The sequence below is a fragment of the Streptomyces sp. NPDC059169 genome (genome assembly GCF_042755225.1).
Classification (GTDB): domain Bacteria; phylum Actinomycetota; class Actinomycetes; order Streptomycetales; family Streptomycetaceae; genus Streptomyces.
The window spans coordinates 107537-133610 of sequence record NZ_JBHZCF010000005.1; the positions used below are offsets into that span (position 1 = coordinate 107537).

Sequence of the window (26074 nt, forward strand, 5' to 3'; positions counted from 1 at the left end):
GGGGTCCGCCGGGCGGGCCCCCTCCGTGTTGGGGGCGAAGGGTGGGGGTCCTCTGTGGGGGGCAGGGGGCCCCGCGCAGGGGCGGTCGGCGCCGCGGCACGGCGCTTCGTGGTACGCGCCGTGGCGCCGGGGCCGGGTGCCTGCTCGGACAGTGCGCAGTTTTGGGTGCGGATCTCCGACGGCACGCCGGCGTGGTGCGGCGCGTCGGCACCGTGCCGTGGGGACGGCGGCGTCGGGCGGTGTCGCGGCGGCGCCGCGGGGGAGCCGCCCCGCCGCCCCCGCGCCGGGAGATCCCCAGCCTTGCGCGGCGGCACCGCCGGAGCGGTGCGCGGTGACGGCGAGGCGGTCGTGCTCCGTGCCCCCACGCGGGACACGCGTCCGCGTACCCCGGCCAGCAGGGCCGCGAGGGCGACGGCCACGGCGGCGAACCCACTCCCGAAGTAGGCCCTCATGAACCCTCCAGACCGTCGAGCATCCGCCGTGCCTCACGGGCACCGAGCGGTGAGAAGTGCGGGTTGAGCGCCAGGGCGCGGGACAGCGAACCCCGTGCGGCGGCCGTGTCGCCCACGGCGCGTTCGATCGCCCCCCGGTGGTAGAGGAACACCGCGTTGCGATATCCGGTGGCGGTCGCCTGCCGGGCGTGGGCGAGCGCCTCCCGGGGCTTGCCGGCGCGGTACAGCGCCCAGGCGAGGGCGTCCTCGGTGTGTACGGTCCGCCGCCGTTGCCACTCGGCTCGGGCGGCCCGCAGCGCCTCGGCACGGTCACCGTGGTCCGCCGCGGCGAGTGCGGTGTCCAGGTCGACGTTCATCCCACCCGCCCGGGCGAGACCCGTCCAGGTGCTGACGACCGCGTACTGCTGTCGCGCCAGCGCGGTCTTGCCGGTCGCCTCGTACAGTTCGCCGAGCGCCACGAGCCGTCCCGGCAACGGGGATTGCTCCACGATCTTCTCGAACTCCTCGACCGCCGAGGGAAGGTCGCCCTTCGCCGCCGTGACCCGGGCCCGGTACTCGCGTGCCTCCAGATTGCCGGGATCCGCCTTCAGAGCCTCCGTGCAGTGCCGTAGGGCCTCGTCGTACCTCCCCTGGGACCAGGCGAGTTGTCCGAGTGCCGTCGCCGTGTACGCGATGTCGCCGCGGGTGCTCGCAGAATCACGGGCCAGTTCCAGCACGCGCTGGGCCTCCGCCACCTCGCCCCGCAGCTCCCGCACGTAGGCGAACCGTGTGAACACCGGGATGCCGGGTCGTCGGTCGTCGGCCAGCCCCGCCGCCTTCAGCGCGTCGTCGTACCGTCCGAGTTCGACGAGGGCGTCGATCCGTACGGCCAGACCGCGTTCGCTGTAGCGGTTGACCGCGAGCGCGCCGTCGGCGTCGCGCAGGGCCGCCGGGAAATCGTGCCGGGCGGCGGCCAGGGCCGCGCGCCCGGAGAGCGCCTCGGCGTTGCCGTCGGGGCGCAGGCGCAGCGAGCGGGCGAGGGCCTGTTCCGCCTTCGGGTAGAGCGCCGGGTCGCCGCTGATGCGGGCCTCCTCGACGTACGCGGCCCCGAGCGAAGCCCAGGCACCCGCGTCCTTCGGCTGCGCCTTGAGGTGGGCCTGGAGCGGGCCGACGGCCGCTGAGGTGCCCTGGCCGACGGCGGCCCCGGCCCCGGCCGCGGCCGGGGCCGCGGGTGCGTCGCTCGCTCCGCCGACCAGCGCTCCCGCGGCCGTCAGCACGAACGCCAGCCCCACGACCCCGGCCCCGAGGCGCCACACCGAAACGGTGCTGCGCGTCATGACCACCTACCGCGCCGCCGAGTCCGCCACCACGCGAGGCCGAGGCCGAGGAGCACGACACCGGCGGCGGCCGATCCCAGCGACACGGCGATCAGTGTTCGGTTGCTCATGGCGTCACCCGCGACGAGCCCGGTGCCGCCGTCGAGCTGGCTGCGGGTGCCGGCACCCTTCGCAGACGCCCGGGTGTCCGATCCCGATGCGGGCAGCGCCACGTACGGGAAGCTGTGGCCGAACTTCTGGTCGTTCTCGTTCACCGAGTCGCCCAAGTCGTTCTTCTTGCCGAGCAGTTCGCCCTCGACGACCTGGAGGGCGATGTCCACGACGTCGTCCGTCAGCCGGCGTCCGTTCGGGAATCCGGCGTTGTCGCCGTCGAGCACGCCGAGCCGCTTCGGGGCGTTGGTCGGTGGGACGGCGGTGTTGAGGCGGAGTTCCTCCGCGGGCCGGACCTTCGGCGGCTGGTTGAGGTCCTTCACGCCGGTCAGGAACACCGAGACGAGATCGTCTCGCGGGGTCTTCGGGGCCTCGATCTTGTAGATGCCCTCGATGAGCTTCGGCAGCTCGGGCTCGGTGACGGACTTGAGGAAGTCGCCGTCGTTCTTCGGCTCGGACGCGTTGAACTTGTCCTTGTCCTTCAGCGGGATGACGACCTCGTTGACCAGTGGCATCCCGAGGCGGGAGACCTGGGTCCAGCGCCCGCGCGCGTTCTTGCGCTGCGTGGTGGACCAGATGCCGACCACCGGCTGCCCGACCGACTGGCGGATGTGCTCCGACGGGACCTGCAGCGCGAGTGTGTTGACGTTGTAGCCCTTGAGCGTGTCGTTGCCGACCTCGGACAGGTCGCCCCCGTACAGCAGGTCGAAGACCCGCAGGTCGAGGAAGAACGAGTCGTCGGCCTGGCCCGCGAACACCGTGGTCCCGTCGTGCAGCTTGCGCACGGCGTGGTCGCGCAGCTTGGCGTAGTCGGGCATGGATGCCTTGCCCACGTTCGACGGGGCGACCGGCTCATCGTCGGCGATCTTGGTGGTGGAGATCACATGCCGGCCCCGCAGTCGGAGCAGTTCGATGTCGTAGGTCTGCGTGATGTTGAGGTCGGGGTCGTGGAGGCTCGTCACCGGACCCGTGTTGAACAGGAACGTGTCGCCGTTCTTCACGTGGTCGCGGAAGGTCCAGCGGTAGATGAGGTCGGGCTGCGAGTCGCCGTCGGAGTCGATGTTGAGGTCGTAGCGGGCGTCGTCCGCGAACTTGTAGAAGTTCGGCCCGCCCGCCGGTTCCTCGAACGGCAGGAAGTTGGCGATCACCGTGGTGGTGTCCGGCTTGTCGGGGCTCACGAACGCGTAGACGTCCGTGGCGTCGTACTGCGGTTGGCCCGATATCAGGGGCGCTTCGCGGTGGCTGGACGCGTGTGCCGTTCCCGGCGCAAGGGTGGTGCTCACGCCGGCGGCTGCAAGCCCCCCGGCGGCCAGCGCGCCACAGACGAGCGCGGCAACGCCCCTGCGCTCCCGCGCGCTCCTGTTGAGAGAGATCATGTTCGTCCCTGTCCTGTCGTTGGCCTGTCGTGAACCGAGGAGTTCAGTACTGCCTGGTGACGGGTATTCGGACGGGGTGGGCCGGTGGATTGGTCGAGTTTCAAAACTGTCCAACTCGCCCTGGAATCAGCTGTATTCGGAGAGTAGTTGTCAACCCTCGTGCAGATGTGGTGAATCACGTGGCCGGGATACACGGGTGTCACTGCGGGGCGATAGGGTTAACCTGCCCGGGCCGGGTGCCCTCGTACGGGTGGGGAGTGAAATGGAACAGATAACGGTGCGCAGCAGGCCACGAGTGCCTGCGATCACATGCGGAAGCAGCGCGACCAGCTCGCGTCTCGACCGCCATCTCGCGGTGCTCGGCGGACCTGCCGTGCCGCAGCGTGAGGCAGCCGAGGCCACGTTGCTGATGCGCGAGCTGACGGCACGTGATGTCGCGCACACCCGTGGCAGCAAGAGCGCGCGCGTCTCGCTCTTCGCACCGCTGCGTAGGCTTCGGCGCTCGCTCTTCGGCAGTCGAGGCCACTAGCCGGCGGGGTGGCCGGCCGGCAGCGTCGGGCACGCGTGCACCTCACGCGCACCCGTCCCCCGCTCACCCGCCCGGCCGCCGAGGCCCGACCACCCCAGCCGCACTCCGTGTCCGAGCCCCTGTCGTCAGGAGGCTTCCACTCCACTCCCTTGCGGTCCCACCCGGTCCTCCTGCATCCTTCGCACCCGCCCGCAGTGAAGCAACGCCGCTCCCTCCGGCTTCCGCTCGGCCCCGGACGCCCCCGGACCAACCCCCTACCCGCCCGGCCTTCCCCAGGGTTCAGCTGCGCCCCTTCGGCAGCGCGGGGAGTTCCGTCTCGTACAGCCAGCTCGTGAACAACCCGTCCGGTGGGCGGGCCGAATGCCGTCGGGCGAGGGCGATGAACTCCTCCGTGGTCACCACTCCGTGCCGGTGCGTCGCGGTCCACTCCCGCAGCAGGTCCACGAAGGACGTGTGTCCGATCTCCGTGCGCAGGGCGTGCAGGGTCAGTGCGCCCCGTTCGTAGACCCGGTCGTCGAAGAGCCGGCGCACACCGGGGTCCCCGATCCTGATGTCCTGCCGCATCAGGGCCAGCCGACCGCGGGCGGCCGCCGCCAGGGCCGCCGCCGACGCGCCGCCGGACATCTCGGACCACAGCCACTCGGCGTACTTCGCAAAGCCCTCGTTCAGCCAGATGTGCCGCCAGCCCGCGACCGTCAGGCTGTTGCCGAACCACTGGTGGGCGAGTTCGTGCGCCACGAGCCGCTCGCAGCCGCGCCGGCCGTCCACGTGGTTGGCTCCGAAGATCGAAAGGCCCTGTGCCTCGACCGGCACGTCCAGTTCCTCGTCGACGACCACGACGCCGTAGTCGTCGAAGGGATAGGGCCCGAACAGGTCCTGGAACACCGTCATCATCTGCGGCTGCCGTGCGAAGTCCCGGGCGAAGCGTCCGAGCAGTGCCCTGGGTACCGCCGCGGGTTGCGGCACCGCACCCGCCCCGGGCACGTCGACCAGTTCGTAGGGGCCGATCTGCACGGTCGCCAGGTAAGTGGCCATCGGCGCGGACTGCTCGTACACCCAGGTCGTCGTCGAGGCGCTGATCGTGCGGGAGGCCAGCGTGCCGTTCGCCACCACCGCGTACGGAGTGGGGGCCGTCACCGAGATCCGGTAGACGGCCTTGTCGTCGGGCCTGTCGTTGCAGGGGAACCAGGAGCGTGCGCCGTTCGGCTGCGAAGCCACGAGTGCGCCCTCGTCCCACTGCTCCCAGCCGAGGTCCCCCCAGTCACGGGTGCGGACGGTGTGCGGCACCCCCGTGTAGCGCACCTCCACGGTGAAGGGCGCGCCCGCGCGCAGGGCCCGGGGCGGCCGGATCCGCAGCTTGTCGCCGCGATGGGCGTACCGGGCCGGGCGTCCGCCGTCCACCAGGACCTTGCCCAGGCGGAACCGCCCGAGATCGAGCACGATCTCGGGCAGTGCGCGCTCGGCCACGGCGCTGATCGCGGCGCGTCCCGTGAGCCGCCCGGAGTGCGGACGGTAGTCCAGCTCCAGGTCGTACTCCGTCGTCCGGTAGCCGTTGTCGCCGTGCTGCGGCAGGTACGCGTCCGTCACCCTCGTACGTCCTCCGGTCGTGCGCCGTGTCCGAACCGTCTTCCCGCGGAGTGCCTCACCGCCTCCACGCCGCGATGGGGTTGCCCAGCCAGCGGGTGTGCGCGGGCACCCGCTCCCCGGCCATCACCAGCGACGCGGGGCCGACCGCCGTGCCCTCCCCGAGCACCGCGCCCGGCAGGACGATGCCGTGCGGGCCGAGCGTCGCGCCCGCCCCGAGGACGACATTGTCCACGCGCATGATCCGGTCGTGGAAGAGGTGCGTCTGCAACACGCAGCCGCGGTTGACGCTCGCGCCGCTGCCCACGCTCACGAGGTCCGCCTCCGGCAGCCAGTACGTCTCGCACCAGGCGCCGCGGCCGACCCGGGCGCCGAGGGCGCGCAGCCACACGTTCATCAGCGGTGTGCCGGCGGTCGCTCCGACCAGCCACGGCACGGCTAGCACCTCGACGAAGGTGTCGGCCAACTCGTTGCGCCACACGAAGGACGACCACAGCGGGTGCTCGGCAGCAGTGAACCGGCCGACCAGCAACCACTTCACCGCGATCGCGGCCAGGCCGGCGGTCGCGCCCGCGGCCGCCAGCAGCACACCGCCGCACCACGCCGCGGCCACCGGACCGAGCCGACCGGCCAGCAACTGGAAGGCGGCGACGGTCAGCACGGCGAGCGCCGCACCGCCCATCACCGGCACCACCCGAAACAGCTCTACGCCGGCACGTGCCCACTTCAGCCGGCCCGGCGGGGCGAACGTACGGCGCTGATCGCCCTGGTGGGCCGCCCGGGGCAGCTTCATCGGCGGCATACCGAGCCAGGAGGAGCCGGCCTTCGCGCGCTTCGGCGCAGCGGACAACACGCCGACCAGACCCCGCTTGGGCACCGACCGGCCCGCCGCGGCCATCCCGGAGTTGCCGAGGAACGCACGCTTGCCGACGCGTGCCCCGGCGATGCGGAGCCAACCGCCGCCGAGTTCGTAGGGGGCCACCATGGTGTCGTCTGCCAGGAACGCCCCGTCGCCGACCCGCGCCATGCTGGGCAGCGCCAGTACGGTCGAGGCCTCCACCCCGCGCCCGACCTTCATCCCGAGCGCCCTCAGCCACACCGGTGTGAGGAGACTTGCGTACAGCGGGAACAGGTGCGATCGCGCCATGTCCATGAGCCGTTCGGTCGACCAGGCCTGCCAGGCGATCCGGCCGTGCACGGGGTGGTGGCCCTCGTGCAGCCCCAGGGAGAGGACGCGCACCCCCAGGAGGACCAGCAGGGCGTAGGTGCCCACGGCGGCGAGCGTCGCCAAAGGCACGGCGGTCAGCGCGGAGGCCAGCGCCTCGGCGGGACGGCTGCGGCCCTCGAGGAAGACGGCGAACACCGCGAGGCCCGGCAACGCGGCGAGTACCGGCAGCAGCCCGAGGAGCAGCGAGGTCAGCGAGTACACGGCGGTCCAGCGGCGTTTGCGCGGTGGCCGGTCCGTCGGCCCGCGCCGTGCCGCCCTGCCCTTGCGGGTCGCCGGGGCGCCGGACCAGCGCTCGCCCGCCGGCACCGCGCCCGTCACACCGGATCCGGGGGCGACCTCGGCCCGCTTGCCGATGCGCGCCCCGGGGAAGAGCGTGCTGCGGGCCCCGACGACGGCACCCGCCCCGATCCTCACGGCACCGATGTGCAGCCGGTCGCCGTCCACCCAGTGGCCCGACAGGTCCACCTCGGGCTCGACCGCGCAGCCCTTGCCGAGTCGCAGCATGCCGGTCACGGGCGGTAGGGCGTGCAGGTCGACGCCCTCGGCGACGCGGGCGCCGAGCGCCCGCGCGTAGTACGTGAGCCACACACCCGCGAGTCCGGTCGCACCGCTGAGCTCGGCGAGGCGCTCGGCGGTCCACAGCCGCAGGTGGGTGCTTCCGCCGCGGGGATACGTGCCGGTGCGCACGTCGTGCAGCAGCAGTCGTGCGCCACCGGCAGCGACGGCGATCCGCCCGGGCGGGCTGACGAGGAGCAGCCAGCCGAGCCCGATCCACCACCACGAGACCGCGGGGGCCCATGGCAGCCCGAGGAGGTTGGCGACGGCTGCGGCCGCGAGGGCCCATCGCAGCCCGGCGACCGTGAGCAACGGCAGCAGGAGCAGTATCTGCACCGCGCCGGTGCGCAGTGGCACGGGCCGCACCGGCCGTCGTCGAACGCCGTCCGCGGAGGCGGCCTCCAGGGCCCGGGCGAGAGCGCCGAGGGTCGGGTTCCGGTAGATGTCGCCGACCGACCCGTCGGCGTGGCGTTCCCTGATCCGCGACACCAACTGGGCCGCGGCGAGGCTGCCGCCGCCGGAGGCGAAGAAGTCCGCCTCGGGTCCGGTGACCGGCGTACCGAGGACGCGGGTCCACTGTTCGGCGAGCCACGCCTCGGTCCCGGTGAGCGCGGCACCGGCGTCCGACACGTCGATCGCCCCTTCGGGCAGGGGCCAGGGCAGCGCGTCGCGGTCGACCTTGCCGGAGGTCCTGGTCGGCAGCACGTCCACGACGGCCACGACCGGCACGAGGGCCGCGGGCAGCTCCTTGCGCAACCTGGCCACCGCGTCGGCCCTGTCGAACGCCCCGTGACCCGTCCGCCGCGGGCCGTCGTCCCCGGCGGTGGCCGCACCGGCGCCCGGACGCCCACCGGGCCCCGCGGCACCGGTACCGGTGGCGGCTCCTGCGTCGGGTGCGGCGGAGCCCTCCGGCTCCGGTACCACGTACCCCACCAGCACCTGGTGTCCCGTATCGCTGGTGCGTACGGCGGCTGCGGCGCCCTGCACCCCGGGCAGGGCCCGGAGCGCAGCGTCGATCTCGCCGAGTTCGATCCTGCGGCCACCGAGCTTGACCTGCTCGTCCGCGCGCCCGACGAAGCGCAATCCCTCGCTCTCGGCGCGGACCAGGTCGCCGCTGCGGTAGGCGCGGTCCCAACCGAGCGCCGGCAGGGGGGCGTACTTCTCGGCGTCCTTGTCCGCGTCCAGGTACCGGGCCAGGCCGATGCCGCCGATGACGAGCTCACCCGTGCCGCCCATCGGCACGACCTCGCCGCGGTCGTCCACGACGGCCAGCTCCCAGCCGTCCAACGGCAGCCCGATCCGTACCGGGCCCGCACCCGTGAGCCGGGCGGCACAGGCGACGACCGTGGCTTCGGTGGGGCCGTAGGTGTTCCAGACCTCGCGTCCGTCGACCGCGGTGCGTTCCGCCAGTTCGGGAGGGCAGGCCTCGCCGCCGAAGACGAGAAGTCGTACGCCGTCCAGCGCCTCGGCGGTCCAGAGCGCGGCGAGGGTCGGGACCGTCGAGACGACGGTGATGCCCTGCGCGACGAGCCAGGGGCCGAGGTCGGCGCCACTGCGCACCAGGGACCGGGGGGCGGGGACCAGACAGGCGCCGTGCCGCCAGGCCAGCCACATCTCCTCGCACGAGGCGTCGAAGGCGACGGAGAGGCCGGCGAGCACCCGGTCGTCGGTGTTCAGCGGGGCGTCCGCGAGGAAGAGCCGCGCCTCGGCGTCGACGAAGGCCGCCGCGCTGCGGTGGGTGACGGCGACGCCCTTGGGCTTCCCCGTGGATCCGGACGTGAAGATGATCCACGCGTCGTCCTCCGGGGACGGGCGGCGTCCGGTGACCCCTCCGGGGGTGGCCCGCGGGACGACGGAGCGGCCCGCGCCGATCACGGCGCACACGGCGGCTTCGCCGAAGACGAGCTCGGCGCGCTCGTCCGGGTCGTCGGCGTCGACGGGGACGTACGCGGCCCCCGAGGCGAGCACGCCGAGGACGGAGACGTACAGGTCGGCGGTCCCGGACGGGACGCGAACGCCGACCCGGTCGCCGATGCCGATCGCCGCGCCGGCGAGCTCCTTGCGCAGTGCCTCGACCCGGACGCGCAGGTCACGGTAGGTGAGGGGATCGGCGCCGTCGTCCACGGCGAGTGCGTCAGGATGGCGGCGCACGGTCTCGTCGAGGACGTCGAGCAGGGTACGCCCGGCGGGGGGACCGCCCGCGGTGAAGAGCGCCGGCGCGGGCGCATCGTCGAGGAGGGGGTCTATGAGGGTCGCGGGATCCGGGGCGACGGTCATGCGGCGCGCCGATCGCAGGCGGACGTGGTGCGGTGCTCGTTCATACGCATCTCTCACTCTCCGTAGTCGTGCGGAGTGCGCAGCGAATCCGAGGTTCGCGCACGGCAAACGAGGAGTTTATCCAGCGTTCACTCGAACTGCCTGGTGTGCGCTCTGTCGGCCGCACCGGCCGCACCGCCGCCGGTGCCCGGTCGGGCGGGTGGTCCCGCAGGTCAGGCGGGGACACGGACGGTCAAGAAGTGCTCACTGACTGACACCGGAAGGGGTCGCTGTGGTGTACGGCACGCGTCAAAACGGTCATTCGGGGCGCTGCTCGGCCGGTCCGGCCGGCACCACGACTCCGTCCCGGTGGAGCTCCGCCGCCTGCGGGGGCGTCAGCCCCGCCTCGCGGAGCAGGGCGTCGGTGTGCTCGCCGAGCGCCGGAACGGCTCCCATGCGCAGCTCGGGGCCACCGGGGAAGGTGATGGGCGGCAGCATCGCCCGGAGCGGACCGGTGGGTGTGGGGACCTCGCGCCAGCGGGCACGGGCCGCCAGTTGAGGATGGGCCGCCAGGTCCTCGACGGTGTTGAGCCGGGCGCAGGCGATGCCCGCCTCCTCCAGCAGCGCCACGGCCCGGCCCGTGTCCAGCCGGGCGAGGGCCTCGGCGACGACGGCGTCCGTCCTCGCGCGGTTCGCCGTGCGCGCCTTGTTCGTTGCGAAGTCCGGGTCGGTGCCGAGCTCGGGACGTCCCAGCACCTGCTCCGCCAGTCGCCGCCACTCCCGGTCGTTCTGCACCGACAGCAGCACCTGACCGCCGTCGGCCGTCGGATAGGCGTCGTACGGGGCGATGACGGCGTGCGCGACGCCCGTGCGCGCCGGGGCGGAGCCGCCGTGCATGCCGTGGTGGAGCGGGTGCCCCATCCACTCCGCGAGCGCGTCCAGCATCGAGACCTCCACCGGCCCGCCGAGCCCGGTCGTCGCCCGGCGCAACAGCGCCGCCAGGACCCCGGAGAAGGCGTACATCGCCGCGGCGACGTCGGCCGCCGGGATGCCCGCCTTGACGGGCCGCTCCGGTGTGCCGGTCACCGAGACCAGGCCGGCCTCGCACTGGACGAGCATGTCGTACGCCCGTTTGTGTGCGTACGGCCCGTCGGGGCCGTAGCCGGAGATGTCCACCGCGATCAGCCGCGGGTGCGCGGCACACAGGGTCGCGGCGTCCAGGCCGAGTCGTGCCGCGGCACCCTGCGCGAGGTTCTGCACGAAGACGTCCGCCTGGGCGACGAGTCGGCGCACCACGTCCAGGCCCCGCGGATCCTTGAGGTCCACGGCGAGTGACTCCTTGCCGCGGTTGCACCAGACGAAGTGTGAGGCGAGGCCCTGCGCGGCGGTGTCGTAGCCGCGCGCGAAGTCCCCGCCGTCCGGGCGCTCGACCTTGATCACCCGGGCGCCGAGGTCCGCCAGCTGGCGGGTGGCGAACGGGGCCGAGACGGCCTGTTCGACGGCGACGACGGTGACGCCTTCGAGGGGCAGTGGCAGTGGGCTCATGACAGCCGTCCCTATCGTGTAGCCGGCGCTCTTGTCACCCCGGGCAGAAGCCGCGGGGCGCGGGCACTCGCGCGCAGGCCGTGGAGCTCGCGCGCAGGCGGTGGAGGGCGTCCTTCACAGGAGGGCGAACTGCCCCTCCGGCCCTTCCTCCGGGTGGTCGAGGACGGACGCGGGGCCCCGGGCGGCCGACGGGACACCGGGGAGCCCGGTACCTTCCCACGCGGTCAGGGCCACGGCCTCCTCCAGGGCGGCCCGCCGGCCCTCAGCCTGGCCCAGCAGGGCGAGGACGGTGATGAGCTCCAGCAGTTCGGAGGTCCACTCCTGTGGCCAGGCCGCCGGGCGGAACGCTTCCAACGTGCCCGGCTCGGCCCCGGTGGTCCGGCGCTCGAACCAGTGCTCCAGCACGGGCACGCCGCCCACCCGGAACTCCCAGGCCTCGGCCGGAACCGGTGCGATCCGGCCCCCGTCGAGCAGCAGGGCCTCGTCCTCGCCGTCGTACGCCATGGTCGCGGGTCGCGGGGGGATCGCCGCCCGGACGTAGGGCCGGCGCCCGCCGGGCAGTCGGGGGCGCTCTCCGCCCCGCGCGCCCCGGAGTTGGACGGTGATCATGTGCCGTCCGAGTTCGACGCCACGGGTCCACACCGTGGCGTCCGAGGTGAGGGGGACCGCGCACCCCTGCGTCGTCGTGCGGCCGGTGGCGACCACCCAGGCGAACACGTCCTCGGCCATGACGTCGGACCCGTAGCGGCCGGAGAGGGCTTCCAACAGCCCCGGGGTGAGATTGGGCTCCAGCCCGCCGGGGCGCCGGTACAGCGGCCGTATCCGCCCGGGCCTGCCCGCCGGGGAGCGGCCCTCGGGCAGGACCGCAGAGACCAGGACGGCGGGTCCCGCGGCACCCGGCAGGTGCGCTTGCTCGACGGCGAACAGTTGCCGCTCGTCGGCGACCCGCCACAACTCGGGCCGTGCGACGTCGATCAGCCGGTGGTCGGGTACGAGCCACTGCTCGTCGAACGCTCCGTGTGCGATGCGCACGGGTTCGGGGCACGGCCCGCCCTCCTTGCCGAACCGCACGGTGCCGGTGGCCTGCCCCGGCAGAGCGGCGACGGGCGTGTCCAGGTTCCTGGCCCGGGTCTCCCGGAACAGCGCGGCCCGCTCCGCACCCCCGGTGGCCACCAGGGCGTCCCAGCGGGCCCGCAGGGTGCGCGCGTCCGGCGCGACCACCCAGTTGCGTCCCAGCCGCAGCGGACCGGTGGACCAGGGCATGACGTCGTCCAGCAGCATCGGCGGATCACTCCGCCTCGACGGTCACCGAGAACGAGAAGCGGTCTCCCCGGTACCGGATGCGCGCCACGTCCACCACCCGCCCCTCGTCGTCGTACGTCACGCCGGTGTAGTGCAGGATCGGTGACAGCAGGGGCACCTGGAGCAGCTCCGCGGTCTCCGGGTCGGCGAGCCGGGCCTCCACCGTGTCCGTGATCCTGCTGATCCGTACCCCCACGGCGTCCCGCAACACCTTGGTCATCGGCCAGCGCTCCAGGTCCGCGACGTCGAGCCCCGCCGCGACGTCGGGACGCACCGCGTTCTCGGCCCAGTTGGTGGGTTCCCCGCTGTCCCCGTCGCGGCGCAGCCGCCGGTACGTCACGACCTCGTCCGTGTCCGGGAAGTACTCGGCCAGGTCACCCGGCACCGCACCGGCCGTGCGCGCGAGGACCGTCGTGCGTTCGCCCGATTGCTGGGCCACGATGGCGTCGATCGAGCCCAGCAGTCGTCTCGGCGCACTCCGCCGCGCGCCCGGCTCGATGAAGGTGCCGCGCCGACGGTGCCGGCTGATCAGCCCCTCCGTCTCCAGCTCCTTCAGCGCCTGCCGCATGGTCAGCACGCTCACGCCGTAGTGCTCGGCGAGCTGCTCCTCGGTGGGGAGCCGTAGCGGGTCCTGAGGCCGACGGCCGAGTATCGAGGCCCGCAGCGACTGCGAGACCTGGTACCAGAGCGGCAGCTTGCGGTTGAGGACGAGCGAGTCGGGGGCGAAGGCGGTCACGGCAACTCCGTATCAGATCCGGCCTCATGACCGGAAGTGGCGCTCCAGACCCTGCCACACGTCGTCGTACGCGCTCTGCAGGTGGTCCGCGTTCGCCGCCTGGGCGGTCGCCGTCACCGGCCAGCGGGTCTCGAACATGAAGGCAAGACCGTCGTCGATCTTCTGCGGCTCCAGCTCCGCGGCGCTCGCGCGGTCGAACGTCTCCCGGTCGGGGCCGTGCGCCGACATCATGTTGTGCAGTGATCCGCCGCCCGGTACGAAACCTCCCTCCCCGGCGGTCTTCGCGTCGTAGGCCCCCTCGATGAGGCCCATGTACTCGCTCATCACGTTGCGGTGGAAGTACGGCGGGCGGAAGGTGTCCTCGCCGACCAGCCAGCGCGGGGCGAAGACCACGAAGTCCACGCCGGCCAGCCCCGGGGTGTCGCTCGGCGAGGTCAGCACCGTGAAGATCGACGGGTCCGGGTGGTCGTACGAGATGGTCCCCATCACGTTGAACGTCCGCAGGTCGTAGGCGTAGGGCACGTGGTTCCCGTGCCAGGCGACGACGTCGAGGGGGGAGTGGTCGTAGGTGGCTGTCCACAAGTTGCCGCAGAACTTGTTGATGACGTCCACCGGGCCCTCGGCGTCCTCGTACGCGGCCACCGGCGCCCGGAAGTCACGGGGGTTGGCGAGACCGTTGGCACCGATGGGCCCGAGGTCGGGCAGCACGAACGGCTGGCCGTAGTTCTCGCAGACGTAGCCGCGGGCCGTCTCCTCCAGCAGCTCCACGCGGAACCGCACTCCGCGCGGGAGCAGCGCAACCTCGCCCGGTGCCACGGCGAGGAGTCCGAACTCGGTGCGCAGCAGCAGCCCGCCGTGCTCGGGCACGATCAGCAGCTCGCCGTCCGCGTCGCTGAACACCCGGTCCATGCCGGTGTTGGCGTGGTAGAGGTGCACGGCCATGCCGGTGCGCTGGGTGGCGTCGCCGTTGCCGCCGAGGGTCCACAGGCCGGCCAGCCAGTCGGTACCCGGTGCGGGCTCGGGCAGCGGGTTCCAGCGGAGCCGGTTGGGGTCGGGGACCGTCTCGGTGAACGGTGCGGTGCGCACCGCACCGTTGTCGACGCGCGTGAACGGCGGGTGGGCGGCCGAGGGGCGGATCCGGTACAGCCAGGAGCGTCGGTTGTGCGCCCGCGGCTCCGTGAACGCGCTGCCGCTCAGCTGTTCCGCGTACAGCCCCAGCGGTGCGCGCTGCGGCGAGTTCCTGCCGAGCGGCAGGGCGCCCGGCACGGCCTCCGAGCTGTGTTCGTTGCCGAAGCCCGTCAGGTAATCCAGCCCCGCGGCCGTCTTCCTCGCCTGCTCCATACCGCTCATCCGCACTCCCGATGCGTCCGGTCCCAAGGAATCCTATGGTCGACAGTAGGATTCCACGGCGGCCCTCGTCAACGGCATCCACCGGCCACTCGGGTGCGGCGTCGCAGGGGCGGCGGCCGGGTTTCGGTGCGGACGGGGCGGCGATCCGTCGCGGGCCAACGGGGCCCCGTGTGCGCGCCCCCACCCGGCGCGGGTTCCGGACGGGGGTGAGGTGGCTGCGGCCACGCCCGGGGGTGCGCCGCTGGGCGAGCGCGGCACCGCAGACCCTCCCCGTCATGCGTACCGGTCGGTATGCTCATGTGTGCCCGCGCGCCACGCCGCCGCCCCCGGGAGGGCCCCATGCCAGGAACCGACGCCACCCGCACAGCCCTGCGCATCTGCCCACTCTGCGAGGCCACCTGCGGTCTGACGCTCTCCGTCAGGGAGGACCGGGTGACGGCGGCCCGGGGCGACCGCGATGACGTCTTCAGCAGGGGCTTCATCTGCCCCAAGGGCGCGTCGTTCGGTGCGCTCGACGCCGACCCCGACCGACTGCGGACCCCGCTCGTCCGCAAGGACGGCCGGCTGCGCGAAGCGACCTGGCAGGAAGCGTTCGACATGATCGCGGCCCGGATCCCACCGCTGCGCGACGGCCACGGGCCGGACGCCGTCGGCGTGGTCCTCGGCAACCCGAACGTCCACACCATGGCCGGTGGCCTCTACCCCCCGGTGCTCCTGTCCACGCTGCGCACCCGTACCGTCTTCACCGCCAGCACCCTCGACCAGATGCCCAAGCACGTTTCCAGCGGACTGCTCTTCGGCAGTCCGGTCGCCATCCCGGTCCCCGATCTCGACCGCACCGCCCATCTGCTGCTCCTCGGCGCCAACCCGCTGGAGTCCAACGGCAGCCTGTGCACCGCACCCGACTTCCCGGGCAGGCTCAAGGCCCTGCGGCGACGCGGCGGGACCCTCACCGTCGTCGATCCGCGCCGCACCCGCACGGCCGCCCTGGCCGACCGGCACGTCCCGATACGCCCCGGCGCGGACGCGATTCTGCTGGCAGCCCTCGTCCACGTCCTCTTCGCAGAGGGCCTCACCGACCTCGGGGAGCTGGCGCCACACGTCGAGGGGGTCGGCGACGTCCGGGCAGCGGTGGAGGAGTTCACGCCAGAGGCGGCGGCCGGGGCGTGCGACGTAGCGGCCGATGACATCCGTGCGATGGCCCGCGAGCTCGCCGCCGCACCCAGTGCGGCGGTCTACGGACGCATCGGGAGCTGCACCGTCGAGCACGGCACCCTCGCCAGCTGGCTCGTCGACGTCCTGAACGTCCTCACCGGCAACCTCGACCGGCCGGGCGGTGCGCTCTTCCCGCTCGCTGCGCACGACCGCGCGCCCCGCTCCTCCCCCGGCCCGCGGCCGGAGGAACCCCGCCCCGGTAGGGGTTTCGACCTCGGCCGCTGGAGCAGCAGGGTCAGCGGCCACCCGGAGGCCAAGGGCGAACTCCCCATCGCCGCACTCGCCGAGGAGATCGAGACACCCGGCCCGGGGCGGATCCGGGCCCTCATCGCGATCGCCGCCAACCCGGTCCTCTCGGCACCCGACGGGGACCGTCTCGACCGGGCGCTCGCCGGCCTCGACTTCATGGTCAGCGTCGACCCGTACCTGAACGAGACCGCCCGCCACGCCGACGTGGTGCTGCCCCCGCCGCCGCCTTCCCAGAGCGCACACTTCGACTTCGCCTTCAACGCCCTCGCGGTACGCAACCAGGTCCGCTACAGCCCTCCGGCCGTGCCCCTCGCCCCGGGGCTGATGGACGAGTGCGAGATCCACGCCCGGTTGATCCTCGCGGTGGGCGGGATGCACGGCGCCGAACCGTCGGCGGTCGACGACCTCGTCGTCGAACGGACCCTCGGCAAGGCCGTGGTCGACCCGCACTCGCCGCTGCACGGTGCCGACCCGGCCGTCCAGGCCCGGCTGCTGACCGGTCGCACCGGAGCAGAACGGCGCCTGGACATGATGCTCCGCCTCGGCCCCTACGACCTGGTCCTCGAGGACCTGCGCCAGGCTCCGCACGGCATCGACCTCGGTCCGCTCCGTCCCAGGCTCTGGCAGGTCCTCAAGACCCGCAGCGGTCGCATCGAACTCCTGCCGCAGCCCATCGCCGATGACCTGCCGAGACTGCGCCGCGCCCTCGGCCAGCGGGAGGAGCGGCTCGTCCTCGTCGGCCGCCGTCACCTGCGGTCCAACAACAGCTGGATGCACAACCTCCCCGCTCTGAACGGCGGTTCCAACCGCTGCACCCTGCAGATCCACCCCGCCGATGCCGCCCGCCTCGGACTGGACGACGGAGCCGTTGCACGGATCAAGAGCGACGGGGGAGAGGTGGAGGCGCCGGTCGAGATCACGGACGCGGTGCGGACCGGAGTGGTGAGCCTGCCGCACGGCTGGGGGCACGACCGCCCCGGCACCAGGATGTCGGTGGCCGCAGCCCGCCCCGGGGCCAACGTGAACCAACTGCTCGACGGTTCGCGGCTCGACCCGCTGTCCGGCACCGCGGTGCTCAACGGTTTCCCCGTCGAGGTCTCACCTCGTGGCTGACTCACCGTAGTCCTCGTCGGCACGGCCGAGGTCGAGTTCGGCGACCGCACCGCGTTCACCGTGCAGTGGACCGTACCCACTTCACTCGTGGTCCTCGGTGCGGGCGTCCCCTCCGGCACCGTCCGACGTGACCGTTCCCGAGCCGAGCGGGAGGGAATCCTGCTGCCGGAGCCCGGCAGTCCCCAGCGCTCCGCAGGTCCCGTTCCTCGCCGACCGGCGGCCATACGCGCGGGCAGGGAAACCAGGGCAAGACGCCGTTGCCGAACGTCCGGGTACGACGGGCCGCAGCGCACGGGCCGTAGCGCACGGCACGGCCGGGGCCCGGCCGCGCCCTCCGTGACGCCCGGCCTGCTCCTCCTGGCGGCGGCCGGGCACGGGCGGCGCGCCCGCCTCCGCAGGACTCTCCCGTGGCTGCTGAACGCGCGGCGCCGGTGCCGCGTACTTGTGACTATCCGCGCCGGACCACGTTCGGTGAAACGTCACTGCGTCAACGACAGGAGCGGCAATGACTGAAACTGACGGGCCGAACATACACGGACTGCCCGACGGTGGGGCGGAGTTGTCCGTCGTGCTGAGGCTCCGCTGGGACGACGTGGCTGCGCTCGGCCGCGAGGCGAGCCGGCTCGCCGAGCAGCGCGGTGCCCCCGTGAGCCTGGACGAGGCAGCCAGCCACCGGCTGCGCACCTGGTCCGCGGTGGCGAAGACGCCCGAGGACAAGAATCCGGCGGTGACCGCGGCTCCCACCCCGACCGCCATCACCGGGAGCACGCCGGGGGACCGCTCGCGGGTGCACGTGCCCGGCGGTGAGGCGACGAGGGTCGCGGCCATCTCCCCGCACGCCGCCCGGCAGGTGCCGGCGACCCCGACGACCGCCGGCAGCCAGGCTCCCGCCTGAGCAGCCGGACTCCCGCCCGACCCGATGACCGAACCGGTTACCCCGGCCCTCGCGCTGGCTGCCCGCCGGACGTCTGCCGTCGTGCACGCGTCCGGCGGACCGGTCCCGGACCCCGTGCGCGCGCACGCCCAAGGAAAGGCGGCGTCGCCGCGTGTGCGCCGGCACCGCCGCCGAGCGTCCCCCGGCAACACTTCTTCCCCGGCTCCTCTGCCCCTCCCGCCCTTCGGCGAGAGCGGTTCCGCGCCACCGACCACGCCCCCCGCCCCTGCTCCTGCCCGGCCCCGCTCGCCGAGAGTCCGCCGGGGCGCGCTCCTCGTCCTGTGGACGGGTGCGTCCCGGGTCGTCGGACTCCCGCCGCGGCGGTGTGCGGTCCGGGTCGTTCCTCCGTGCAGTTGCGCCCCGGCGCGCAGTGTGCGGGCCAGGGAGGCGTCCGCGCCGCAGCGGACGACCCCGGGGGCGTCGACTCGACCCGGATGACCAACGGTCCCGCCTGCCGCCTCCGGCAGTGCGCACGTCCACCGCTCGGCGACGCCACGCGGACGGCAGGTCCCCGGTGCCCGCGACGCCGGGCCCGCCCGTGGCCCGGCGGAGTGCGGCAGGAGATGGAGCCCGTGCACGGGCCGTACGGGCCCAGTCCGGCGCCCTCACCCTCCGCATCGTGGTCCTGCCCAACACCCGTGCGGTGGAGAACCGTCGTGCCGGTGGGTGAGAATCACAGGTGTCGGGCCCGGCACGCCCTGGCATCGGAAAACTAACACCGCTAGTTTGGGTGGAGCACCACCGAGCCATGCCGAAGGAGACAGCGGATGAAGGCCCACGACGGGATGTACATCGGCGGTACGTGGCGGTCCTCCGCCGGCACCGACACCATCGCGGTGGTGAATCCCGCGGACGAGCAGGTCATCGGCCGCGTGCCGGCCGGCACGCCGGAGGACGTGGACGCGGCCGTACGGGCGGCCCGGGCCGCCCTCCCCGGCTGGGCCGCGACTCCGCCCTCCGGGCGGGCCGCGAAGATCGCTGCACTCCGCGACGTCCTGGCGGCACGGAAGGACGAGATCGCCGCCACCGTGACCGCGGAGCTCGGCGCACCGGAGCAGTTCGCCCAGGCCGTCCACGCGGGCCTGCCGATCGCCGTCGCCGGCTCCTACGCCGAGCTGGCCGAGACGTTCGCTTTCGAGGAGCGGGTCGGCAACTCCACCGTTCTGCACGAGCCGGTGGGAGTGGTGGGCGCGATCACGCCCTGGAACTACCCGCTCCACCAGATCGTGGCCAAGGTCGGCCCGGCCCTCGCCGCCGGATGCACGATCGTGCTCAAGCCCGCCGAGGACACCCCGCTCACCGCCCAGCTCTTCGCCGAAGCCGTCCACGAAGCCGGTCTGCCGGCGGGGGTGTTCAACCTGGTCACCGGCCTCGGCCCGGTCGCCGGACAGGCGTTGGCCGAGCACCCGGACGTGGATCTGGTGTCGTTCACCGGTTCCACCGCCGTCGGCAGGCAGATCGGGGCGCTGGCGGGCGGCGCCGTCAAGCGCGTCGCCCTGGAGCTCGGCGGCAAGTCGGCCAATGTGATCCTTCCCGGTGCGGACCTCGACCGGGCCGTCGGCACCGGCATCGCCAACGTGATGTCCAACTCCGGTCAGACCTGCAGTGCCTGGACACGGATGCTGGTGCACAAGGACCAGTACGAGCAGGCCGTCGCGCTCGCCGCCGAGGCGGTCGCCAAGTACCGGCCCGGGGACCGGGTCGGCCCCCTCGTCAACGCCCGGCAGCAGCAACGCGTCCGCGGCTACATCGAGAAGGGGGTCGCCGAGGGCGCCCGTGTCGTCGCGGGCGGTCCGCAGGCCCCGTGCACGACCGGCTACTACGTCTCCCCGACCGTCTTCGCGGACGTCACCCCGGAGATGACCATTGCGCAGGAGGAGATCTTCGGCCCGGTCGTCTCCATCCTCAAGTACGAGGACGAGGACGATGCCCTGAGGATCGCCAACGGCACCGTGTACGGTCTCGCGGGCGCGGTGTGGGGCGAGCCGGAGGAGGCGGTCGCGTTCGCCCGACGCATGGACACCGGGCAGGTCGACATCAACGGAGGGCGCTTCAACCCACTCGCCCCGTTCGGCGGTTACAAGCAGTCGGGTGTCGGCCGGGAGCTCGGCTCGCACGGTCTCGCCGAGTACCTCCAGACCAAGTCCCTGCAGTTCTGACAGCTCCGAGGAGTGTTCAACGTGATCCGCGCCGCCGTACTGCCCGCCGTCGGCTCCGCTCTGGAGGTCACCGGCATCCGGCTCCCGGAGCCGGGTCCCGGGCAGGTGAGGGTGCGCCTGGCCGCCGCCGGGGTCTGCCATTCCGACCTGTCGCTCTCCAACGGGACGATGCGGGTGCCGGTCCCCGCGGTCCTCGGCCACGAGGGTGCGGGCACGGTCGTCTCCGTCGGCGAGGGCGTCGCGCACGTCGCCCCCGGCGACGGCGTCGTGCTCAACTGGGCGCCGTCCTGCGGGCGGTGCCACCACTGCTCGATGGGTGAGGTCTGGCTGTGCGCCGACGCGCTCACCGGGGTCGGGGCCGTCCACGCCGTCACGGAGGACGGTACGGAGCTCCACCCCGGTCTCAACGTCGCCGCGTTCGCCGAGGAGACCGTCGTCGCGGCCAACTGCGTACTGCCCGCCCCGGACGGTGTGCCGCTCACCGACGCCGCGCTGCTCGGTTGCGCCGTGCTCACCGGCTACGGCGCGGTCCACCACTCCGCCCGGGTCCGGGAGGGCGAGTCGGTCGCCGTCTTCGGCGTCGGCGGGGTCGGGCTCGCCGCCCTCCAGGCGGCCCGGATCGCGGGAGCGTCCACCGTCGTCGCCGTCGACGTGTCGCCCACGAAGGAGCCCCTGGCCCGGAGGGCCGGCGCCACCGACTTCGTCCTCGCCTCCGACGCCACCGCCAAGGAGATCCGCGCGCTGACCGGCGGTCAGGGGGCGGACGTGGCCGTCGAATGCGCGGGGCGCGCCTCCAGCATCCGTACGGCCTGGGATTCCACCAGGAGGGGTGGCCGGACCACGGTCGTCGGCATCGGCGGGAAGGACGAGCGGGTCACCTTCAACGCGCTGGAGATCTTCCACTGGGGCCGTACTCTCTCCGGCTGCGTCTACGGTAACTCCGACCCGGTGCGCGACCTGCCCGTCCTCGCGGAGCACATCCGCGCGGGACGCCTCGACCTGGGCGCCCTGGTCACCGAACGGATCACCCTCGAGGACATTCCCGCCGCGTTCGAAGCCATGCTCGCCGGCAGGGGCGGTCGGTCGCTGGTGGTCTTCTAGGAGATCCCACGCCGACCGGGCACGAACGAGCGCCCATGCGCCCCGCGTCGTGGCCGATGGGGCACGGCACGCCCCAAACGGCCGTCCCCCTCGCTCCTGGCGGCCGCGCGGGGCGGACGCGGTCGGTGCGTCCTTCCGGCGCCGTCCGCCGCGCCCGGCGGGTCCCTTTCCGCGGGCATCGGGCCGGCCCGGTGCCCGAGAGTCGCCCCGCGGGAACGTGCCCTTCCTTGCGCATCATGTGCCATCAGGCGGGCGGGCAGCGGGTTCCACCCGGTGCAGGCGCGTGTGCCCGGCGGAACCGGGCGGGCGCGTCGTCGGTCAGGGCCGGGTCTCGTCCGCGGGCGGCGCGGCGAGGGCTGCGGCACCTCGGGTGCCGTGGCTTGAGGGACGGCCAGGTCACCGTTCGGCGCCGGCCGAGGCGTCCTGGCGGTCGCCCCGCGCATTCCCGTCTCGCCCGCCGGGCGCGGTCCGTACCTCCGTGTCGTACTGGACGGACAGCCCGTCCAGCAGCGCGCGCAGCCCGGCTTCGAACGCGCCCTCGTCGACCTCCTCCTGGCGTTCGGCGAGCAGATGGGCCTGGCCGAGATGGGGGTAGTCGGCCGGGTCGTAGGCCGTTTCGTCGTCCACGAACCCACGGGCGAAGGAACCGAGGGCGGAGCCGGTGATGAAGTACCGCATCAGTGCGCCGATGCGGGTCGCCTGGGCCGGTGGCCAGCCCGCACGGACCATGGCGCCGAAGACGGCGTCGGCCACCTTCAGCCCGGCGGGCCGGCGTCCGGGCCCGCGAGCGAGGAGGGGGACGACGTGGGGGTGGTCGGTGAGGGCCGCACGGTAGGAGACGGCCCAGTCGTGCAGCGCGGTGCGCCAGTCGCGTCCGTCGTTCTCGTCGAACATGGACAGGTCCACCTGGGCGCTCACCGCGTCGGCGACCGCGTCCAGGATCTCGTCCTTGTTCCGGAAGTGGTTGTAGAGGGAAGGGCCGCTCACACCGAGCTCGGCGGCGAGCCGGCGGGTGGAGACCGCGTCGAGACCCTCCGCGTCGACCAGCGCGCTCGCCGCTCCGACGATGCGGTCTCGGCTGAGAAGGGGCTTGCGCGGTCGGGCCATGCGGCACATAGTAGGCCCTGCCAAACAGAAACTAGCAGTGATAGTTAAAAGAGGGTGTGCCCTGGTGAACCTGGAGCTCGGCGAGGAGCACGACGCCGTCCGGCAGCTCGCGCGCGACTTCGTCGACCGCGAGGTCGCTCCGTACGCCACCGCGTGGGACCGGGCCGAGAACGTCGACAGGGCGATCGTGAAGAAGTTGGGATCGGTCGGGTTCCTCGGTCTGACGGTTCACGAGGACTACGGCGGCAGCGGCGGCGACCACCTGGCGTACTGCCTGGTCACGGAGGAACTCGGACGCGGTGACTCCTCGGTCCGCGGCATCGTCTCGGTCTCCCTCGGCCTGGTCGCCAAGACCATCGCGTCCTGGGGGAGCGAAGAGCAGAAGCTGCAGTGGCTGCCGAGGCTCACCTCCGGCGACGCGCTCGGCTGTTTCGGCCTGACCGAGCCGGGTACGGGCTCCGATGCCGCGAGCCTCGCCACCCGTGCCGTGCGGGACGGCGGTGACTACGTCATCAACGGCTCGAAGATGTTCATCACCAACGGCACCTGGGCCGATGTGGTGCTGCTCTTCGCACGCACCGGCGATCTCCCCGGCCACCAGGGCGTCTCCGCCTTCCTGGTGCCGGCCGACGTGCCCGGCCTCACCCGGCGCACCGTCCACGGCAAGCTCGGTCTGCGCGGCCAAGCCACCGCCGAACTGGTCTTCGAGGATGTCCGGGTGCCGGGGGGCGCCCTGCTGGGTCCCGAGGGCAAGGGCTTCTCGATCGCCATGTCCGCACTCGCCAAGGGGCGGATGTCCGTAGCCGCGGGCTGTGTCGGTCTGGCCCAGGCGGCGCTCGACGCGGCGGTCGGCTACGCGGGCCGGCGCGAGCAGTTCGGCAAGCCGATCGCCTCCTACCAGCTGGTGCAGGAGCTGATCAGTGACATCGCCGTGGACGTCGACGCGGCGCGCCTGCTGACCTGGCGGGTGGCGGATCTCGTGGACCGGGGGAGGGACTTCGCCACCGCGGCGTCCAAGGCGAAGCTCTTCGCGTCGGAGGCGGCGGTCCGCGCCGCGAACAACGCCCTGCAAGTCTTCGGCGGATACGGCTACGTCGACGAGTACCCGGTCGGCAAACTGCTCCGCGACGCACGGGTGATGACCCTCTACGAGGGCACGAGCCAGATACAGAAACTCATCATCGGACGCGCGCTCACCGGCGTCTCCGCCTTCTGAGCCGTAGCGCCGCACCGGCGGCCGGATACCACCCACCCGAGTACCGTCCCGCGTGAGTACCGCCGTGAGTACGTGTACGGATGCCGGTCCTGCCGAATGCCGGAAGGCTTCGGTGCATGAGTGACATGCGGGACACGGCGGTCAAGCAGCAGAACACCACGGGGCACTACGTGCAGGCGGTCGCGTCCTTCGCGCTCGCGCTGGGCGCCACTGCCATCGGCATCGTCAGCCTGGCGGCGGACGTCTGGGTCCGTGCCTTCCTGGCCGTCGCGGTGCTCTACCTGACCACCTCGGCGTTCACCCTGGCCAAGGTGGTCAGGGACCGGCAGGAGGCCGGCCGGATCGTCAGCCGGGTGGACCAGGCGCGGCTGGAGAAGCTGCTCGCCGAGCACGATCCGTTCCAGAAGGTCTAAGCGCTTGCTCACCTTCGGGGTATGGTGTTCGTCCCGATGACGGAAGGAGCGAGCCATGACGACGGCTGAGGACACGACCGGCGAGGACGCGCCGTGGGGCGAGGTCGCGCCCGAAGCCGCGAGGAAGCTCCTCGTCGCAGCCGTCGAGGCATTCGCCGAACGGGGCTACCACGCGACGACGACGCGGGACATCGCCGGCCGCGCAGGGATGAGCCCCGCCGCGCTCTACATCCACTACAAGACCAAGGAAGAGCTGCTCCACCGGATCAGCCGGATCGGCCACGACAAGGCCCTGGAAGTCCTCTCGGCGGCGTACGCGCGGCCCGGCACCCCCAGTGAGCGGCTCGCCGAGGCCGTGAGCTCCTTCGTGCGGTGGCACGCCGGCCGGCACGACACCGCGCGCGTGGTGCAGTACGAGCTCGACGCGCTCTCCGAAGAGCACCGCGCCGAGATCGTCGCGCTGCGCCGCCGCAGTGACGCGGTGGTGCGGGACATCCTGTGCGAGGGTGTGGAGAGCGGGGAGTTCGACGTCCCCGACGTGTCCGGTACGACGGTCGCGGTCCTGTCGCTGTGCATCGACGTGGCGCGCTGGTTCAACACCCAGGGGCGGAGGACGCCCGAGGAGGTCGGCGCCCTCTACGCGGACCTGGTGCTGAGGATGGTGGCCGCCCGGTCGTAGCCGGGCCCACCGGACGCTCTGCGGTGGCGGCGCCCGGCCGGGGTGTGGGCCCCGGCGTCGGACCGTGCGGGCCGGCCTCAGAAGTAGTAGCGGGACACGGACTCGGCGACGCACACGGGCTTGTCGCCCCCCTCGCGCTCCACGGTGACCACGGCCGTGACCTGGATGCCGCCGCCCGCCTCCTCGACCTTCTTGAGGACGGCGGTCGCGCGCAGACGCGAGCCGACCGGTACGGGTGCGGGGAAACGGACCTTGTCGGTGCCGTAATTGAGGCCCATCTTCATGCCCTCGACCCGGAGGACCTGGGGCACGAACGTGGGCAACAGGGACAGGGTGAGGTAGCCGTGCGCGATGGTCTTCCCGAACGGGCCGGACGCGGCGCGCCGGGGGTCCACGTGGATCCACTGGTGGTCGCCGGTGGCGTCGGCGAAGAGGTCGATCCGCTCCTGGTCGATCTCGAGCCAGTCGCTGTAGCCCAGTTGTTCGCCGACTCCTGCGGCCAGTTCCTCGGCGGACGTGAAGATCCTCGGCTCGGTCATGTCCCTCTTCCCTTCTTCTTCACCCGTCTAATACCTAAGCGACTGCTTAGCATGCTGGGGGGCGGGGCTCCTGTCAACGGAGGGCGGACACCCGGTCACATAGGCTTCCCGGATGCCGCAGATTCCCGAGAAGATCCACGAGCTGACCGTCGGCCAGTTGTCCGCGCGCAGTGGTGCCGCCGTGTCCGCACTGCACTTCTACGAGTCCAAGGGGCTCATCAGCAGCCGCAGGACCGCGGGGAACCAGCGCCGCTACGGGCGCGACGCACTGCGTAGGGTCGCGTTCGTCCGCGCGGCACAGCGGGTCGGCATCCCGCTCGCGACGATCCGGGACGCACTCGCCGAACTGCCGGAGGAGCGCACCCCCACCCGCGAGGACTGGGCTCGGCTCTCCGAGACGTGGCGCGCCGAGCTCGACGAGCGCATCGCGCAGCTCTGTCGACTGCGCGACCACCTCGCCGACTGCATCGGTTGCGGTTGCCTTTCCCTCGAGAACTGCGTCCTGTCCAACCCCGACGACGTCGTCGGGGCACGGATGACGGGCTCGCGGCTGCTTCCGGAACGCCGGCGTGTCGCGGGCGGGGCATGACGACGCTGTCCGTCCGAACGGAGGTGGAAGCGGGGCCCAGCGCGAGCAACATCGCCGCCGCGGCCGTTCCCGTCGTGATCGTGAACACGATCAACGCCGAGGTGCGGGAGGGCTTGCGTTGCGGATTCACCCGGCGAGTCTCGGCGCGGCTCCTTCGGCAGCGCGGCGATTGAACCGATCGTGGGCGAGCGCAAGCCGGTGCACGGCGGGGTGGGTGCCGCCCCACGGGTCCGGCGGGTCCGCCCGCGCTCGCGCCGGGCGTACGGCGGGTCCGGTGCCCATGCCGCGGTGGGGGGGGGGGGGGGGGAGAGGGGGGGGGGGGGGAGAAGAGAAGGAGGGGGAGAAAGAAAAGAACAACAACAACAAAAAAAGGAGGACAGG

At 72.8% G+C, this 26074-nt stretch carries 20 protein-coding genes; 10 read left to right on the plus strand and 10 right to left on the minus strand.

The window, feature by feature from the left end:
• Window positions 1–448: 448 nt before the first annotated feature.
• Window positions 449–1768, minus strand: a complete 1320-nt coding sequence (locus tag ACFXOM_RS11160) for a tetratricopeptide repeat protein (RefSeq protein ID WP_385037722.1) — start codon at window positions 1766–1768, stop codon at window positions 449–451.
• Window positions 1765–3294 (minus strand): DUF4331 domain-containing protein, encoded by a 1530-nt coding sequence (locus tag ACFXOM_RS11165; RefSeq protein WP_384936238.1) that lies wholly within the window; start codon window positions 3292–3294, stop codon window positions 1765–1767. The genes ACFXOM_RS11160 and ACFXOM_RS11165 overlap by 4 nt, the downstream gene beginning before the upstream one ends.
• 262 nt (window positions 3295–3556) lie before the next feature.
• Here ACFXOM_RS11165 and ACFXOM_RS11170 point away from each other — a divergent pair, with 262 nt between their 5' ends.
• A complete protein-coding gene (locus ACFXOM_RS11170; RefSeq protein WP_384936235.1) occupies window positions 3557–3823 on the plus strand; it encodes a hypothetical protein in 267 nt (88 codons plus the stop codon).
• A gap of 279 nt (window positions 3824–4102) precedes the next feature.
• On the opposite strand, the gene ACFXOM_RS11175 is transcribed toward ACFXOM_RS11170, so the two are convergent.
• The 6 genes from ACFXOM_RS11175 to hmgA all read right to left on the minus strand — a co-directional run bounded on the left by ACFXOM_RS11175 (window position 4103) and on the right by hmgA (window position 14379).
• Window positions 4103–5410, minus strand: a complete 1308-nt coding sequence (locus ACFXOM_RS11175) for a M1 family metallopeptidase (RefSeq protein WP_384936232.1) — start codon at window positions 5408–5410, stop codon at window positions 4103–4105.
• Window positions 5411–5465: 55 nt separating this feature from the next.
• Window positions 5466–9467: a Pls/PosA family non-ribosomal peptide synthetase gene (locus tag ACFXOM_RS11180; protein ID WP_385037725.1), complete on the minus strand. Its 4002-nt coding sequence runs from the start codon at window positions 9465–9467 to the stop codon at window positions 5466–5468.
• 297 nt (window positions 9468–9764) lie between these two features.
• Entirely contained in the window at window positions 9765–10991 is a 1227-nt protein-coding gene (locus ACFXOM_RS11185) for a CaiB/BaiF CoA transferase family protein (protein WP_384936227.1), read from the minus strand.
• 114 nt (window positions 10992–11105) lie between these two features.
• A complete protein-coding gene (locus tag ACFXOM_RS11190) occupies window positions 11106–12272 on the minus strand; it encodes a type ISP restriction/modification enzyme (RefSeq protein WP_384943894.1) in 1167 nt (388 codons plus the stop codon).
• A gap of 7 nt (window positions 12273–12279) precedes the next feature.
• On the minus strand, window positions 12280–13029 hold the full coding sequence (locus tag ACFXOM_RS11195; protein ID WP_384936220.1) for a GntR family transcriptional regulator: 750 nt from the start codon (window positions 13027–13029) through the stop codon (window positions 12280–12282).
• Window positions 13030–13053: 24 nt separating this feature from the next.
• On the minus strand, window positions 13054–14379 hold the full coding sequence (hmgA, locus tag ACFXOM_RS11200; protein WP_384936217.1) for a homogentisate 1,2-dioxygenase: 1326 nt from the start codon (window positions 14377–14379) through the stop codon (window positions 13054–13056).
• Window positions 14380–14718: 339 nt separating this feature from the next.
• On the opposite strand from hmgA, the gene ACFXOM_RS11205 reads away from it, so the two are divergent.
• The 4 genes from ACFXOM_RS11205 to ACFXOM_RS11220 all read left to right on the plus strand — a co-directional run bounded on the left by ACFXOM_RS11205 (window position 14719) and on the right by ACFXOM_RS11220 (window position 21150).
• Complete coding sequence (locus ACFXOM_RS11205; protein WP_384943892.1) at window positions 14719–16956, plus strand: molybdopterin oxidoreductase family protein; 2238 nt, start codon at window positions 14719–14721, stop codon at window positions 16954–16956.
• A 505-nt stretch (window positions 16957–17461) separates the two neighbouring features.
• Window positions 17462–17851, plus strand: a complete 390-nt coding sequence (locus ACFXOM_RS11210) for a hypothetical protein (protein ID WP_384936212.1) — start codon at window positions 17462–17464, stop codon at window positions 17849–17851.
• Between the two features lie 806 nt (window positions 17852–18657).
• A complete protein-coding gene (locus tag ACFXOM_RS11215) occupies window positions 18658–20049 on the plus strand; it encodes an aldehyde dehydrogenase family protein (RefSeq protein WP_384936209.1) in 1392 nt (463 codons plus the stop codon).
• 21 nt (window positions 20050–20070) lie between these two features.
• Window positions 20071–21150 carry a Zn-dependent alcohol dehydrogenase gene (locus ACFXOM_RS11220; RefSeq protein WP_384943890.1) on the plus strand — a complete coding sequence of 360 codons (1080 nt, stop codon included), beginning with the start codon at window positions 20071–20073 and terminating at the stop codon, window positions 21148–21150.
• Window positions 21151–21546: 396 nt separating this feature from the next.
• On the opposite strand, the gene ACFXOM_RS11225 is transcribed toward ACFXOM_RS11220, so the two are convergent.
• Window positions 21547–22257 (minus strand): TetR/AcrR family transcriptional regulator, encoded by a 711-nt coding sequence (locus tag ACFXOM_RS11225; protein ID WP_384936203.1) that lies wholly within the window; start codon window positions 22255–22257, stop codon window positions 21547–21549.
• Window positions 22258–22321: 64 nt separating this feature from the next.
• On the opposite strand from ACFXOM_RS11225, the gene ACFXOM_RS11230 reads away from it, so the two are divergent.
• From ACFXOM_RS11230 to ACFXOM_RS11240, 3 genes are all read left to right on the plus strand, one after another.
• Window positions 22322–23473: an acyl-CoA dehydrogenase family protein gene (locus ACFXOM_RS11230; protein ID WP_385037729.1), complete on the plus strand. Its 1152-nt coding sequence runs from the start codon at window positions 22322–22324 to the stop codon at window positions 23471–23473.
• Window positions 23474–23598: 125 nt separating this feature from the next.
• Entirely contained in the window at window positions 23599–23886 is a 288-nt protein-coding gene (locus ACFXOM_RS11235) for a YiaA/YiaB family inner membrane protein (protein ID WP_384936264.1), read from the plus strand.
• A gap of 55 nt (window positions 23887–23941) precedes the next feature.
• The gene (locus ACFXOM_RS11240) at window positions 23942–24565 is read left to right on the plus strand and encodes a TetR/AcrR family transcriptional regulator (RefSeq protein ID WP_384936198.1); all 624 of its coding nucleotides are present in this window, start codon (window positions 23942–23944) and stop codon (window positions 24563–24565) included.
• Window positions 24566–24642: 77 nt separating this feature from the next.
• Here the strand turns inward: ACFXOM_RS11240 and ACFXOM_RS11245 are convergent, their stop codons facing one another.
• A complete protein-coding gene (locus tag ACFXOM_RS11245; protein ID WP_384936195.1) occupies window positions 24643–25104 on the minus strand; it encodes a MaoC family dehydratase in 462 nt (153 codons plus the stop codon).
• Window positions 25105–25216: 112 nt separating this feature from the next.
• Between ACFXOM_RS11245 and soxR the strand changes: the two genes are divergently transcribed.
• Window positions 25217–25693 (plus strand): redox-sensitive transcriptional activator SoxR, encoded by a 477-nt coding sequence (gene soxR, locus ACFXOM_RS11250; protein WP_384936192.1) that lies wholly within the window; start codon window positions 25217–25219, stop codon window positions 25691–25693.
• Window positions 25690–25866: a hypothetical protein gene (locus tag ACFXOM_RS11255; protein WP_384936189.1), complete on the plus strand. Its 177-nt coding sequence runs from the start codon at window positions 25690–25692 to the stop codon at window positions 25864–25866. Before soxR ends, ACFXOM_RS11255 begins: the two co-directional genes overlap by 4 nt.
• The last annotated feature ends 208 nt before the right edge of the window (window positions 25867–26074 follow it).

What these genes read in the sequence shown, in the direction of transcription:
- soxR (WP_384936192.1), top strand. Translation starts at nt 25,217, where the DNA reads ATGCCGCAGATTCCCGAGAAGATCCACGAGCTGACCGTCGGCCAGTTG.
- ACFXOM_RS11225 (WP_384936203.1), bottom strand. Translation starts at nt 22,257, where the DNA reads ATGGCCCGACCGCGCAAGCCCCTTCTCAGCCGAGACCGCATCGTCGGA.
- ACFXOM_RS11190 (WP_384943894.1), bottom strand. Translation starts at nt 12,272, where the DNA reads ATGCTGCTGGACGACGTCATGCCCTGGTCCACCGGTCCGCTGCGGCTG.
- ACFXOM_RS11210 (WP_384936212.1), top strand. Translation starts at nt 17,462, where the DNA reads ATGACTGAAACTGACGGGCCGAACATACACGGACTGCCCGACGGTGGG.
- ACFXOM_RS11160 (WP_385037722.1), bottom strand. Translation starts at nt 1,768, where the DNA reads ATGACGCGCAGCACCGTTTCGGTGTGGCGCCTCGGGGCCGGGGTCGTG.
- ACFXOM_RS11240 (WP_384936198.1), top strand. Translation starts at nt 23,942, where the DNA reads ATGACGACGGCTGAGGACACGACCGGCGAGGACGCGCCGTGGGGCGAG.
- hmgA (WP_384936217.1), bottom strand. Translation starts at nt 14,379, where the DNA reads ATGAGCGGTATGGAGCAGGCGAGGAAGACGGCCGCGGGGCTGGATTAC.
- ACFXOM_RS11235 (WP_384936264.1), top strand. Translation starts at nt 23,599, where the DNA reads ATGCGGGACACGGCGGTCAAGCAGCAGAACACCACGGGGCACTACGTG.
- ACFXOM_RS11165 (WP_384936238.1), bottom strand. Translation starts at nt 3,294, where the DNA reads ATGATCTCTCTCAACAGGAGCGCGCGGGAGCGCAGGGGCGTTGCCGCG.
- ACFXOM_RS11185 (WP_384936227.1), bottom strand. Translation starts at nt 10,991, where the DNA reads ATGAGCCCACTGCCACTGCCCCTCGAAGGCGTCACCGTCGTCGCCGTC.
- ACFXOM_RS11215 (WP_384936209.1), top strand. Translation starts at nt 18,658, where the DNA reads ATGAAGGCCCACGACGGGATGTACATCGGCGGTACGTGGCGGTCCTCC.
- ACFXOM_RS11180 (WP_385037725.1), bottom strand. Translation starts at nt 9,467, where the DNA reads ATGACCGTCGCCCCGGATCCCGCGACCCTCATAGACCCCCTCCTCGAC.
- ACFXOM_RS11170 (WP_384936235.1), top strand. Translation starts at nt 3,557, where the DNA reads ATGGAACAGATAACGGTGCGCAGCAGGCCACGAGTGCCTGCGATCACA.
- ACFXOM_RS11205 (WP_384943892.1), top strand. Translation starts at nt 14,719, where the DNA reads ATGCCAGGAACCGACGCCACCCGCACAGCCCTGCGCATCTGCCCACTC.
- ACFXOM_RS11255 (WP_384936189.1), top strand. Translation starts at nt 25,690, where the DNA reads ATGACGACGCTGTCCGTCCGAACGGAGGTGGAAGCGGGGCCCAGCGCG.
- ACFXOM_RS11245 (WP_384936195.1), bottom strand. Translation starts at nt 25,104, where the DNA reads ATGACCGAGCCGAGGATCTTCACGTCCGCCGAGGAACTGGCCGCAGGA.